The 13,373-nt window shown below is 71.5% G+C and carries 13 protein-coding genes and 1 tRNA gene; 6 read left to right on the top strand and 8 right to left on the bottom strand.

Features of this window, described 5'->3' with window-relative positions; all coding sequences use genetic code 11:
• From VK611_09890 to VK611_09875, 4 genes are all read right to left on the bottom strand, one after another.
• A partial coding sequence (locus tag VK611_09890) for a CoA transferase (protein ID HMG41630.1) occupies positions 1-762 on the bottom strand: 762 nt, incomplete at its 3' end.
• Between the two features lie 7 nt (positions 763-769).
• Positions 770-1,807 carry a hypothetical protein gene (locus VK611_09885; protein ID HMG41629.1) on the bottom strand — a complete coding sequence of 346 codons (1,038 nt, stop codon included), beginning with the start codon at positions 1,805-1,807 and terminating at the stop codon, positions 770-772.
• The gene (locus VK611_09880) at positions 1,804-2,013 is read right to left on the bottom strand and encodes a hypothetical protein (protein HMG41628.1); all 210 of its coding nucleotides are present in this window, start codon (positions 2,011-2,013) and stop codon (positions 1,804-1,806) included. The genes VK611_09885 and VK611_09880 overlap by 4 nt, the downstream gene beginning before the upstream one ends.
• A gap of 60 nt (positions 2,014-2,073) precedes the next feature.
• Positions 2,074-2,373, bottom strand: coding sequence for a hypothetical protein (locus VK611_09875; GenBank protein HMG41627.1), 300 nt, complete (start codon positions 2,371-2,373; stop codon positions 2,074-2,076).
• A 102-nt stretch (positions 2,374-2,475) separates the two neighbouring features.
• On the opposite strand from VK611_09875, the gene VK611_09870 reads away from it, so the two are divergent.
• Both VK611_09870 and VK611_09865 read left to right on the top strand, forming a co-directional pair.
• On the top strand, positions 2,476-3,726 hold the full coding sequence (locus VK611_09870; GenBank protein HMG41626.1) for an amidohydrolase family protein: 1,251 nt from the start codon (positions 2,476-2,478) through the stop codon (positions 3,724-3,726).
• 49 nt (positions 3,727-3,775) lie between these two features.
• Positions 3,776-4,744, top strand: a complete 969-nt coding sequence (locus VK611_09865; GenBank protein ID HMG41625.1) for an aldo/keto reductase — start codon at positions 3,776-3,778, stop codon at positions 4,742-4,744.
• On the opposite strand, the gene VK611_09860 is transcribed toward VK611_09865, so the two are convergent.
• The 3 genes from VK611_09860 to VK611_09850 all read right to left on the bottom strand — a co-directional run bounded on the left by VK611_09860 (position 4,726) and on the right by VK611_09850 (position 7,441).
• On the bottom strand, positions 4,726-6,324 hold the full coding sequence (locus VK611_09860) for an AMP-binding protein (GenBank protein ID HMG41624.1): 1,599 nt from the start codon (positions 6,322-6,324) through the stop codon (positions 4,726-4,728). The genes VK611_09865 and VK611_09860 overlap by 19 nt on opposite strands.
• A 4-nt stretch (positions 6,325-6,328) precedes the next feature.
• Positions 6,329-7,180: an SDR family NAD(P)-dependent oxidoreductase gene (locus VK611_09855; protein HMG41623.1), complete on the bottom strand. Its 852-nt coding sequence runs from the start codon at positions 7,178-7,180 to the stop codon at positions 6,329-6,331.
• A 188-nt stretch (positions 7,181-7,368) separates the two neighbouring features.
• Positions 7,369-7,441, bottom strand: a tRNA-Arg gene (locus VK611_09850).
• A 26-nt stretch (positions 7,442-7,467) separates the two neighbouring features.
• Between VK611_09850 and VK611_09845 the strand changes: the two genes are divergently transcribed.
• Complete coding sequence (locus VK611_09845; GenBank protein HMG41622.1) at positions 7,468-8,628, top strand: low temperature requirement protein A; 1,161 nt, start codon at positions 7,468-7,470, stop codon at positions 8,626-8,628.
• On the opposite strand, the gene VK611_09840 is transcribed toward VK611_09845, so the two are convergent.
• Positions 8,589-9,827, bottom strand: coding sequence for a DUF3089 domain-containing protein (locus VK611_09840; GenBank protein ID HMG41621.1), 1,239 nt, complete (start codon positions 9,825-9,827; stop codon positions 8,589-8,591). The genes VK611_09845 and VK611_09840 overlap by 40 nt on opposite strands.
• A gap of 66 nt (positions 9,828-9,893) precedes the next feature.
• On the opposite strand from VK611_09840, the gene VK611_09835 reads away from it, so the two are divergent.
• From VK611_09835 to VK611_09825, 3 genes are all read left to right on the top strand, one after another.
• Complete coding sequence (locus VK611_09835) at positions 9,894-11,351, top strand: M20/M25/M40 family metallo-hydrolase (GenBank protein ID HMG41620.1); 1,458 nt, start codon at positions 9,894-9,896, stop codon at positions 11,349-11,351.
• 36 nt (positions 11,352-11,387) lie between these two features.
• Complete coding sequence (locus VK611_09830) at positions 11,388-12,350, top strand: cation diffusion facilitator family transporter (GenBank protein HMG41619.1); 963 nt, start codon at positions 11,388-11,390, stop codon at positions 12,348-12,350.
• A 4-nt stretch (positions 12,351-12,354) separates the two neighbouring features.
• Positions 12,355-13,373: hypothetical protein (locus VK611_09825; protein HMG41618.1), on the top strand; the 1,019-nt coding region annotated here is incomplete at its 3' end.

The raw sequence follows: 13,373 nt of genomic DNA, 5'->3' as shown, positions 1-13,373 counted from the left end.
GGCCTCGGGCGCCCAAGCGCCGGCGACCACCTTGCCGTCGGAGGTCGCGTACACCTGGTAGGGGGCCACGACGCTGTGGGCGGCGCCGTGACGCACCGGATCGTCCCCGTCGGCCCAATAGGAGGCGAGCCGCGTGGTCAGGCCGAAGACCAGAGCGCTGAGCATGGGGATGTCGACCCGCTGACCCCGGCCGGTCTTCTCCCGGGCCAGCAGGCCCAGCAACACGCCCTGCACCATGGTCATGGCTCCGGTGAAGTCGGCGATGGGGATGCCGACGAGCAGCGGCCCGCCGTCGGCCTCGCCGGTCAGCGACATCACGCCCGACATGGCCTGGATCACCGGATCGGTCCCCGGGTAGCTGGCGATCGGGCCGTCGGGACCGAAGGCCGACACGGAGCAGTAGATCAACCTGGGGTTGAGCTCGGACATGGCCTGATAGCCGATCCCGATGGCATCGGTGACGCCGGGCCGGTAGTTCTCGACCAGGACGTCGGCGTCGGCGACCAGGCGCCTGACGACCTCCAGGCCATCGGGCTGACGCATGTCGACGGCGAGGCTCCGCTTGCTCCGGTTCCACTGCAGGAACAGACCGGACACGCCGTCGACGAAGGCAGTGCCGGTGCGGCGCGCCGGATCGCCCTCGGGAACGGACTCCACCTTCACCACGTCGGCCCCGAAGTCGCCGAGCACGACCGTGCCGTAGGGCGCGGACATGTGGCGGGAGAAGTCGATCACCTTGACGCCATCGAGTGCGGCAACCATTCGTCTGTCAGCTCCTTGGATCGGGGACCTTGGCGTGCGTGGCGAAGCACAGGCAGCACGGGAGCATGTAGAGGGCGTGGTGCCCTTCCGAGGCTCCGGCCACGATCAGGTAGATGTCCTCGGGACGTTCGGTCACCAGGATCCGGTCGCCGTCCATCTTCCATTCGCCGGTGTTGATGTTGTCGAAGGGCAGATGCGAGACCGGGACCTTCGACCGTTCGAACAGCTCCTCCTGGACCGAGAGTCGGCTGCGTCCAGCGCGGTGGAGCAGCTGGGCGTAACCCGGCGTGAGCACGAAGGTCGGGTTGCCCCGCGACCACCAGAACCCGGTCGACACCGTCTGCATCGCGTGCACCAGATGGTTCATGAGGTTCGCGGGGGTGGTTGTCCCCGACTCGGGGACCACGTCGATGATCCCCTCGATGCCGAGCGTGGTGACCACGCTGTCGTCGGGGTCGTAGCCCTGCCAGACGTGGAGCGGCTCCCAAGGGCTCGACTCCTCGTCCTCGGCGATGCAGAACGTGTACTTCCACGGGCCGCCGTGGGTGGAGGTGTCGTTGTCGCCGATGCCGCCGACGTTGCGCATGACGAAGCGGACGGCCCGGCCGATGGGGCCGTTGCCGCCGGTGCCGGGGCCGAGGGCGTCGCGGCCGTGGCGGAGCCCGAGCTCGTGACGCACGGGGCCGTTCACCACCGCCAGTGGGGCCAGCGGGTTGGTCGTGACCTGCACCAGGTAGAGGTTGAACGGGTCCTGGATGATCGCCTTCACGGTGGCCACCACGACCGGCAGGTGTTCGGGCCGGCAGCCGGCCATCACTGCGTTGACGGCGACCAGCCGCACGTCGGCCAGGCCCCCCTGAGGGGCGACGTGGCCGACCACCTCGTCGGGATCGAGGCCCGAGTCGCGGACGAAGCGGTCGACCCTGTCGAGGGTGGGGACGCGCACCGGCAGACCGTCGGTCCATCCCAGCCGGTGCAACTCGGCCTCCAGCTCGTCCTGGTCCTCGTGCTCGACGACGTGCCTCGTCCCCGTCGTGCCGCTCATGTCACCTCCTCCTCATCTCCTGTGCCCTGATCTCCTGCGACACCGAGCAGCAGGTCGGCCACCCGGGCCGCCTCCTGATCGAGGGGCCCGCCCGTGACGGTGTCGACGTCCTCCTGGACCACGATGATCCCGGCGGTCGGCCCGCCGTAGTTGAGCGTCGAGGCCACAGCCAGTCGCTCGAACTGAGGGATCGCCAGGACGACCACGGGAACCCCCTTGGCGTCCAACTTCGCGGTGGCGTGGCAACTCCACGCCGTGCAGCTCCCTCAGTTGCCGAGGCCGACGAGCGCCGAGTCGACCAAACGGTGCACCTCGTCGACCAGGGCGTCGTCGGGCTCGCCCTCCTGGTAGTGCTTCGTCCAGCGGACCACGTCACGCGCGCCCCGGCGGCGCAGCTGGATCTCCAACGCATCGGCGAAGCCCTTGAGCTTGCCGTTGTCGAGGATGCCGACGACCTTGCCCTCCTCGAAGGTGACGCCGCCGCGGACCTGCGCGGCGAGCTCCGGTTCGACCAGCCACTCGGTCGGTATCGGCGAGTACAGCTCGGTGTGCTGGCTGGCTGGCACGGGCACCTCCGGGATCGGGGCTATTATCAGATTTATGATAAGGAACATACTAAACTCGCCCTCGATAGCAAACTCGTCACCGCTTCACAGGAGGACCCGTCTGTGGCCAGGAACTACGAGCTCGTATCCGCCGACGCCCATCTCGAGACCCGGCCCGACTGGGTCGAGCGCCTCCCCGAGGACCTCAAGCCCCTCGCCCCCCGCATCGTGGAGGTGGAGAACGGCGGCCAGGGCTGGGCCATGGGCGACGACGAGCCGATCCCGCTGGGACTCGCCGCCACCGGCGGCCAGAAGTACACCGAGTTCGTCCCCCGGGGCCGACGATTCGACGAGGGCATCCCCGGCACCGGCGGCCCCGAGCAGCGCATCTCCGAGCAGGACAAGGACGGCGTCGACGGGGAGGTGCTGTTCTCGTCGGTGGCCACCACCGCACTGCGGAAGTCGGCCGACAACACCCGGGCCGTCGTGGAGTTCGCCAAGGCCTACAACAACTGGGTCTCCGACTACTGCTCCCACGCCCCCGACCGCCTGTTCGGCATCGCCCTCATGCCCATGAGCAGCACCGACGATGCCGTCGCGGAGCTGCGCCGGGTGCGGGAGCTGCCCGGCATCCGCGGCACCCAGCTGCTGCAGTTCCCTTCCGGCGAGAAGTGGCTCACCCCCCACGACGAGCCCTTCTGGGCCACCGCCGAGGAGCTCGGCATGACCGTCGTCGCCCACCACAACTTCGGCGGCGTAGGACAGTCGCACGCCCTCGCCGGCCTGCAGAAGACCAAGTCGATCGACGTCGAGGGCTCGGCCGACTTCTCCCAGTTCGTGTGGCTGCTGACCACCGACCTGCAGATCCCCACGCTGCCCATCGTCACGCTGCTCCAGCTCATGGTCGGCGGCGTGCTCGACCGATACCCCGGCCTCAAGCTGCACTTCGCCGAGACCGGCATCGGGTGGCTGCCCTACTGGTTGGAGCAGATGGAGGACCGTTACGACCGGCACCGCTTCTGGAGCGGCGTCCAGCTCGAGCGGCGACCCGCCGACTACGTGCGGTCGCACTTCACGTTCTCGTTCCAGGAGGACCGCACCGGCGTCAAGGCCCGCGACGACATCGGCGTCGGGAGCATCTGCTGGGCGTCGGACTTCCCCCACAGCGTCAGCGACTGGCCCTGGTCGCGCGAGAACGTGGCCCGGCAGATGGCCGGGGTACCCGACGTCGACCGGCGTCGCATCCAGGGCCTCAACATCCTCGTCCAGCTGGGCGTGCTGTCGTCGGCCGAGGCCGACGAGCTGGCCACCAAGCCGTTGGAGCGCGCCGACCCCGACATCGTGCCGGCCCGGGGTGAGCGGCGCGTCGCCTGAACCCCTGGGAAGCGCGGTCGACCGGGTCCGCATCGGCCACCTCGGGGAGGTGAGCCGGTGCTGGCTCGGTACCGCCGCGTTCGGCGGCTGGGCGACGCCCGGCATCGCCGAGTGTCGCCGAGTGGTCGAGGCCGCCCTCGACCTCGGGATCACCGCGTTCGACAGCGCCGACACCTACAGCGACGGGGAGGCGGAGCGGATCCTGGGGCGGGTGCTCGCGTCGGGCCGGGCCTGGCAGCGCGACCAGGTCGTCGTGGCCACCAAGTTCGGGCTCGACCACCGGCGCTCGCGTGCCATCCCGGTCACCGCGACCGACGTCCGGCAGGCGCTCGAGGGCAGCCTGCGGCGCCTGGATGTCGACCACGTCGATCTCTACTCGGTGCACCGCATCGCCTCGATCGACCAGGTCGACGTGCTGGTACCCACCCTCCAGGCCCTGCAGGACGAGGGGAAGATCCGCGCCTTCGGAACCTCCATGGCCACCCCGGCGGCGCTCGCCCGCGCCCGCGAGCTGGCCGCCAGCGCCCTCGCCACCGAGCAGCCGCCGTACTCGATCTTCGTGCGCGAGATCGAGCGCTCGGTGGTGGAGCTCTGCCGGCAGGACGGCATCGCCGTTACCGCCTTCGCGCCGCTGAACGGTGGATGGCTGACCGGCAAGTACCGCCCGGGCACACCAGTGCCACCTGACTCGCGGGCGGCCGTGTGGCCCATCCGCCGCGACCGCTACGACATGGGCCGCGGGCCCACCCGCCGCAAGCTGGCGCTGGTGGCCGAGCTGACGCGGCTCGGCGACCAGGCCGGGCTGTCGCCGACCCGGCTGGCGCTGGGGTTCGCGCTGAGCAACGCGGACGTCCCGGTGACCATCCTCGGCGCGAGGGACGAGGCCCAGCTGCGCCAGGTCCTCGACCCGGCGCCGGCGCCGCTGGGGACGGACCTGCGGGAGGCGATCGATCGGCTGGTGCCACCCGGCTCGACGATCGACCCGCTCGACCTGCTCGGCTACCGCTTCGCTGTGTGACCGGCCGGGGTGGCCATGAGCCGGCGGGCTTCGTCGCGGAGCTTGTTCTTGGCCACCTTCTCCAGCGTCGACCGGGGCAGCTCGTCGACCACGAAGACAGCCCGGGGGACCTTGAAGTCGGCCAGCTCGGCGCGGCACCGCTCCAGGACGCGGGCCTCCAGCCCGGGCTCGGCGGTCTGGGTCGCGAGCACGAAGGCGACCGGCACCTCGTCGAGCATCGGGTCGGGGCCGGCGACCACGGCGACCTCGGCGACACCCTCCACGGTGAGCACCACCCGCTCGATCTCCTGCGCGGCCACGTTCTCGGCGCCGACACGCAGCATGTCCTTGTCCCGCTCCAGGAACGACAGCCAGCCGTCCTCGTGCCAGACCACCCGATCACCGGTGCGCAGCCAGCCGTCGTCGGTCCAGGCCGCGGCGTCGGCGTCAGGGTCGTCGAGGTAGCCGAGCGCCACGGAGACCCCGCGCACGCCCAGGACCTCGATCAATCCCTCGCCGGCCTCCCGGCGAGGCAGTCCCTCGTCGTCGACGACCCGCACCCGGTACTCCGGCGCGGGGACGCCCATTGCCAAGGGCCGGCCGGGCTGGCCGAGCTCGGAGACCACAGGGTGCGAGACAGTCTCGGTCATCCCCCACCAGGCCAGCCCCTCCACGCCGAACGTGCGGTCCCAGCGGGGCACCAGGAGGCCGTTGCCCCAGGCGCGGAAGTGGTGGCCGGGGACCGGGTCGTCGACCAGGGCGCGGACGGCGAAGGGGATCATCGCGGCGAAGGTCGTCCGCTCGCGGACCGCCACCGCCCAGAACGCCCGCCGCGAGAACCGGGGCATCAGGACAACCGTGCCGCCGGCCCACAGCGTGGCCATCACCGAGTACACCTGGGCGTTGGTGTGGAACAACGGCAGGTAGGTGAGCGTCCTGTCGTCGCCGGTCATGAGCTGGTGGGCAGCCGACACCTTGGCGCCCCACAGGTAGTTCGCCTGTGTCCAAACGACGCCCTTGGGCCGCGACGTGGTGCCCGACGTGAACTGCACCCCCGCGAGGTCGCTCGACCGCGGCCCCTCCGTCGTGCCGCGGGTCGCCGTCGCGAGATCGTCGACGCTGGTCACCCGGACCCGGTCCGGGACGTCGACCGGTGGCAGGTCGCCCCCACCGCCGAGGACCAGGAGCCGCACCCGGGGCGCCGACAGCGCCCGGGCCACGATCCCTTCTCGCCCCACCTCCGTCGCAACGGCGACGGCCCGGCTCCGGTCGAGGAAGTAGTCCACCTCCTCGGGGGAGCTGCGGGTGTTGGTGGTGACCGCGACGGCGCCCAGCGTCAGCAGGCCCAGCCACGTGAACACGAAGTCGGGCGAGTTGTCCATGTGTACGCAGACCCGGTCACCCGGCCCGACGCCGTGGGCGGCGAAGCCTGCGGCCACGGCGTCGACCCGGTCGACGAGCTGCCGGTAGGTCCAGCGCCGGACGTCGCCGTCGAGGTCGTCCCACACCACGCACTCCCGCTCCGGGTGGGCCTGGGCCCGCTGGGCCAGGAGCCAGCCGACGTTGCGACCGGTGAAGGGGTCCAGCGCATCCGTGCTCATCAAGTCAACCTCCTGGCGTCGCGTCGCCGACGGGCGGTGGGGGCCGGTGGCCACTGCCACCGACGTCGAGGCCCATGCCGCCATCGACTGGCAGCGCCGCTCCAGTCACGAAGCCGGCCTCGTCGGATGCCAGGAACAGCGCCGCGTGCGCCACGTCCCAGGCCGTGCCCATGTGGCCCAGCGGGACGCGGGCATCGCGCTCGGCCACGATCTCGGCGCGCGAGCGGCCCGACGCGACCACCTTGCGATCCACGCCCATCGGCGTGTCGATCAGCCCGGGCAGGATGGCGTTGGCCCGGATGCCGTACGGGGCGTTGACCATGGCCAGGTGCTCGGTCAGGGCCACCACACCGGCCTTCGTGATCTTGTAGGTCACCAGCGAGTAGGGCAGGCGGACGGCGATCGAGGCGATGTTCACGATGGCGCCCGACCGTTGGGCCCGCATGAGTGGCACGGCGTGCTTGCACACAAGGGCCATGCCCCGCAGGTTCACGGCGACGATGTGGTCGAAGACCGCAGCGTCGAGGTCGGTGACCGAGGCGACGTCGCCGCCCTCGGCGCTGATGCCGACGTTGTTGTGCAGCACGTCGAGCCGGGGACCGAGGGTGCGGCAGTGCTCGACCGCGGCGCGCACCGAATCCTCGTCGGTCACGTCGAGGTGCACCGCCGAGGACGTCCCGCCGACGTCGGCCACGAGCTTCGCGGTGACCTCGGCGGAGGCCATGTCGCGGTCGGCGACCACGACGTGGGCCCCCTCACGCCCGAAGAGCAGCGACACGGCGCGACCGTTGCCCAATGCCTCGCCGTCGGCCTGACCGCCGCCGACGACCAGTGCCACCTTCCCCTTGAGCCGCATGACTAAGTACTATAACCATAGTAATGAATACACGCAGCTCGGGGATCTCTCCGACTTCCTGCTGCTGCTGGCGGCGAGGTGTACCAACGGTGTATCGCGCCAAGCAAACCGTCTGCGGTGCATCCGGTACACCTCGGAGCTGAGCTGATTGACGCCCGAGATGCGTCGCTACCAGGGACGACGGCGGGCGCCCCAGGCAGGACTCGAACCTGCGACACACGGTTTAGGAAACCGATGCTCTATCCGCTGAGCTACTGGGGCCGAGCGCTCGTGGCAGGTTAGTGGCGATGCCGACGACCGACCGAAGGGTCTCGACCTTCGAGCTGTTCTTCGACCTGGTGTTCGTATTCGCCTTCACCCAGGTCACCGCCAGCCTCGCCCACGACCTGAACTGGACCGGCCTCGTCCACGGCCTCCTCGTCTTCGCGGTCCTCTGGTGGGCCTGGGGCGCCTACGCCTGGCTCACCAACGCCGTGCCGACCGAGGGCGCGCCCCGCCTGGTCCTCCTCGCCGGCATGGCGTCGATGCTGGTGGTCGCCCTCGCCGTGCCCACGGCCTTCGACGGCAGCGGCGTCGCCTTCGCAGCCGCGTACCTCCTGGTGATGGTCTTCCACGCCGTGCTGTTCGCGGTCGCCGGCGAGCGCCGCGACCTCACCCGCGCCGCGATCGCCCGCCTGGCGCCCACCAACCTCATCCCCGGCGCCGTCCTGATGGTCGCCGGCCTCACCCACGGCGACGTGCAGCTCGCCCTGTGGATCGTCGCCGTGGTCCTCACCTACGCCGGCCCCTACCTCTTCGGCGTGGCGGGCTGGCAGGTCGACGTGCCCCACTTCGTCGAGCGCCACGGGCTGATCCTGATCATCGCCCTGGGCGAGTCGATCGTGGCGATCGGTGCCGGGGCGACGGGCGACGTCGACGTCCAGCTGGCCACCTCGGCGCTCCTCGCCGTCGCTCTGGCCGGCGGGCTGTGGTGGGCCTACTTCGCCGGCGAGGCGACCCACGCCGAGCACGCCCTCCAGAACCGCACGGGCCTCCCCCAGTCGAGCCTCGCCCGCGACATCTACAGCTACCTGCACATCCCGCTCACGCTGGGCATCGTCCTGTCGGCGCTGGGCATCAAGCTGGCGCTCAGCCACCCCGACGACGTGCTGCACGACGTCGCCGCGGTGGCGCTCGGCGGCGGCGTGGCGGCGTTCTTCGGCGCCCTGGCAGCGATCCGCCTGCGCATCGGCCTGAGGCCCCGGCCGTCACAGCTCCTCGCCGCGGCCGCCGCGCTGGCGGTCATCCCTCTCGCGACCGAGGTCACGGCGACCGCGGCCCTGGCGACCCTCGCCGCCGTCACCGTGGCCGCCGCCGTCGCCGACGCGCTCGCCAAGGAGCCGGAACCGGGGCAGGAGCAACCTCGGCCTCAGTCCGATGCCGAGCCCGACGTGAACGCCTCCGCCTGACGGGCCGCGACCTCCAGCAGGTCGCCCATGGCGAGCTGGGCGTCCTGGAGGTGGAGCCCCCAGGCGTCGCCGAGACTCTCGGCGAGCAGGCCCTCCACGGTGACGGCCCGGGGATCTGCCGCCGATGCCGGCGCCGCGGAGAAGAAGGTGTAGACGCCCTGCGTCTCGCACGAGGCCTTCAGGACCTCCGGCAGCACGACGTAGCGGGTGTCGAAGTCGCCGGCGGCACTCAGGTCACCGCCGCCGATCAACGGCCCGGCGACCGGCACGATCGAGTCGGCCAGCCCGTTGCCGCCGGCCAGAGCGACGGGGTCGACGCACAGCGCCCGGTCCGTGGGCGCGCCCTGCTCGGGGGTCGGGCCACCGCCCACCTGACCGAAGATGGCGCCGTCCTCGGGCGGCGACGCCGTCGGGTACGAGGAGAAGCCGATGACGCAGCCCGTCTCGTCGGCCGACGTGCACCCGGGCACGTTCTGGAACGACCCGCCGACCAGCTCACCGTCCGGCACCCGCACGGCCCCGCCCAGCAGCACCGCGGACACCAGCCGCGACCGCAGGTCGGGGTTCGTGTCGATCTCCTCGGCGATGAGCTGGTTGAGGATCCCGGTGCCCTGCGAGTGGCCGATGAGGATCACGCCCCGCCCCTCGTTGTACTGCGAGACGTAGGTCTGCCAGGCGTCGAGGGCGCCGGCGTAGGCGATCGGCCCCGCGTCGGCGAACCCTCCCCCACCGATCTGGCCCAGCGTCACCTGCGGGTACACGGGGGCGAACACCCGGCACGTCGTGGCGAACGGTGCCGCCTGCGACCCGACCGTCGAGCGCTCCTGCTCGTCGGGCTCCAGGTCGCTGTTGGGCGTCGCGTCCAGCGACACCGTCGGGTACACGTAGAAGCAGTCGACGGGCGGGTCGTCGGACGCGACGAGGTCGGCCCGACTGACGGTCCCGTCGGGGGCGACCTCGGTGGCGGACAGGTCGGTGCACTCGTCCTCCTCGAGGTCGGGGTGGCACAGCCAGTTGGTGGTGCCGCCGTAGACCTCGCTGGTGTGGCCGTGGTACGGGTCGACCACCTCCTCGGCGGGCGCGGCGTCCCGCTCCCCCGAGCCTTCGCCCCCGTCGTCGTCGCCCGAACACGCGGCGACCAGAACCACCAGGCCGGTGACCAGAGCCACCCGCACCCACGACATCCCTGCACATCGCATGCAGGCATCCTGCCTCACGGGCCACGATGTACGCCTCCTGGTTCTTCGGCTGATTGACTCGCGGGCATGTCACTCGACGCGGCCACCGCCACCACGCACGTCGACCGGGCCTGGGACGGGCACGTCATCGACGTGCTGCACGAGTTCATCCGCATCCCCAACGTGTCGGTGGCCTACGACCCCGAGTGGGCCGCCGCGGGCCACATGACCAAGGCCGTCGAGCTGCTGCGGCTGTGGTGCGAGCAGCGGGTGGCCGAGGGGCTCGACGGGGCGACGGTCGAGGTGCTGGAGCTTCCCGAGCGCTCGCCGCTGCTGCTGGTCGACGTGCCCGCGACCTCCGGCGTCGACACCGCGGCCACCGACGCGAACGACACCGTGATCCTGTACGGCCACCTCGACAAGCAGCCGCCGTTCGAGGGTTGGCGCGACGGCCTCGGACCCTGGGAGCCGGTGATCGAGGGGGAGCGCCTGTACGGCCGGGGCGCCGCCGACGACGGCTACGCCGTGTTCGCCGCGCTCACCGCCATCGCCGCCAACCGGGCCGCGGGCGGCGAGCACGCCCGCTGCGTGGTGCTGATCGAGGCCAGCGAGGAGTCCGGCAGCCCCGACCTGCCCGCCTACCTGCAGGAGTACGGCGAGCGCCTGGGCACGCCGTCGCTGGTGGTGGCGCTCGACTCGAGCTGCGCCGACTGGGACCACCTCTGGGTCACCACGTCGCTGCGGGGCCTGATCGACATGACCCTGCGGGTCGACATGCTGACCGAGGGCATCCACTCCGGCTCGGCGGGTGGCGTCGTCCCGTCGACCTTCCGGGTCCTGCGCAGCCTGCTCGACCGCATCGAGGACTCCGCCACCGGCCGCCTGCTCGCCCCGGAGCTGCACGTCGACGTGCCCGAGGTGCGCCGCCGCCAGATCCGGGAGATGGCCGCCGACGTGGGCGCGGTCGACCCCGCCGAGTACCCGTTCGTCGACGGCGCCGGCCCACCGCCCGACGCCACCGACGAGGCGCTCATCGTGGCCCGCACCTGGGAGCCGTCGCTCGAGGTGACGGGCTTCGAGGGGGCCCCTCCCCCGGGGAGCGCCGGCAACGTGCTGCGCCCGACGAGCGCCGCCAAGCTGTCCGTCCGGGTGCCCCCGACCGCCGACCCGCAGATCGCCGCCGCCGCGCTGGTGCAGCAGTTGACCGCCGAGCCGCCCTACGGCGCCCGGGTGACGGTGACCCCGGGTGGCGCCGAGCCCGGCTGGCACGCCCCGCCCGAGGTGCCGTGGCTGGCCGCGGCCCTGGAGGCGGCGTCGCAGGCCACGTTCGGGACGGCACCCCGGTCGCTCGGCGAAGGCGGCACGATCCCCTTCATGGGGATGCTCGGCCGCCAGTTCCCCGAGGCCCAGTTCATGATCACCGGCGTCGCCGGCCCCGGCACCAACGCCCACGGCCCGAACGAGTTCCTCCACCTCCCGACGGCCCGCCGGGTGACCGCGGCGGTCGCCCACGTCCTCGACGCCCACGCCCACCGCCCCGGGTAACCACCGTCATGCCGGGCACAGGTAGTGTCGGCGCCCATGGCAGGAGGAGGTCACGGAACCAAGGCCGTCGTGGCGGCGTTGCTGGCCAACGGCGGCATCGCCATCTCGAAGTTCGCGGGCGCCGCCATCACGGGATCCCCGTCGATGCTGGCCGAGGGCGTGCACTCGGTGGCCGACACCGGCAACCAGGCCCTGCTGCTCCTCGGCGGGAAGCGGGCGCAGCGGGCGGCGACCCCGGAGCACCCTTTCGGCTACGGCCGTGAGCGCTACTTCTGGTCGTTCGTGGTGGCGCTCATCCTGTTCAGCCTGGGCGGGATGTTCGCCCTGTACGAGGGCTACCACAAGATCAAGGAGCCCCACGAGATCGACTCGGCGGGCGTGGCGATCGGCATCCTGGCGGTCGCGATCCTCCTGGAGCTGCTCTCCTTCCGCACCGCCATCGTCGAGACCCACAAGGTCAAGTCCCGCGAGACCGGCTGGTGGACCTTCATCCGCCGCTCGAAGCAGCCAGAGCTCCCGGTCGTGCTGCTCGAAGACCTGGGCGCCCTCATCGGTCTGGTCATCGCGCTCAGCGCCATCGGCGTGTCGATCGTCACGGACAACGGCATCTACGACGGCATCGGCACCGCGACCATCGGCGTCCTGCTGGTGGTGATCGCCGCGATCCTGGCGGTCGAGATGAAGGGCCTCCTCATCGGCGAGTCGGCCACCGAGGCCGACCAGCAGGCCATCGCCGCCGCCATCGAGGTCGAGCCCAGCGTCCAGCGGCTGATCCACCTCCGCACCGAGCACATCGGCCCCGACGAGCTGCTGGTGGGCGCCAAGATCCAGCTGATCGACGGCCTCGACGTCAACGAGGTGGTCGAGATCGTCAACAACGTGGAGACCGCGGTGCGCCGCTCGGTGCCGGCCGCCCGGGTCATGTACCTGGAGCCCGACATCTTCCGCACGTCGATCCCCGACGAAGACCCCGACCCCGAGCCGGTCCCCACCGAGTAACCGGATGTCCGAGGCGGCGGACGACGAGCGATGTCAGGTCGAGGAGTGCGACGGCGTCCGCTTCGGCGGCCTCCCGGCATGCTTCGCCCACCTCGGCGACGAGGCCCGCACCGAGGCCCTCGCCCGGTTGCAACCGGGCGCCGACGTCGACCTGCGCCACACCGAGCTGACGAACGACCTGCTCCGGGAGCTGCTGCGCGCCGTCCGCAACGAGATCGGCTCCGCCAACTTCGAGGGTGCGACGTTCCCCGACGAGGTCGAGCTCACCGACGTCTCGTTCGCAGGACGGGCGAACTTCCGGACGACCCACTGGGGCCGGGCGGCCTTCCGCGACGCGGTCTTCAGTCGGTCCGCGGCCTTCGACGACGCCGTGTTCGACGGCTTCGCCCACTTCCGGGGCGCCCGCTTCGGGGAGGGCCACTTCTGGCGCTGCCAGTTCCACGACCACGCCTCGTTCGAGTCCGCGGTCTTCGAGGGCACTGCCGCCTTCGCCCACACCGAGTTCCATCGCGAGGCGCGGTTCAGCTCCATCCAGGTCGGCGGCCCGGTCGAGTCGCGGGAGATGACCTTCCACCAGGGCGCCGACTTCACCGGTGCCCTGTTCGAGCAGGCCGAGCGGTTCGGGCCGCTGCGGTCCCCCGCCACGGTCGCCTTCGACCAGGTCGTCTTCAGCCGTCCCGTCACCATCGACGCCGATGTCGACCAGCTGTCGTTCATCGGAGCCCGCTTCGCCGACACCGCGGTGTTGCGGCTGCAGGGCACGAGGGCGTGGCTCGACGGGGCGATCCTCCAGGGCCTGACGGCGGTCGTCAGCGCCGACATCTCGCAGCGCGACGACAGCGAGGGGGTGCCTCACACGATGCCCCTGCACGAGCGGGAGCAGTCGCTGGGCAGCGGGTCGGTCAGCTCGCTGCGCGGGGTCGACGCCGGCAAGGTCGTCCTGAGCGGCGTCGACCTGTCGCAGTGCCGCTTCCGGGGTGCCTACAACCTCGACAAGCTGCGCATCGAGGGACGCTGCCGGTT

This window comes from Acidimicrobiales bacterium, assembly GCA_035316325.1.
Lineage (GTDB): Bacteria > Actinomycetota > Acidimicrobiia > Acidimicrobiales > VFJN01 > DASXTK01.
The sequence above is the reverse complement of the archived record's forward strand: the minus strand, read 5'-3'. Positions and strand labels throughout refer to the sequence as shown.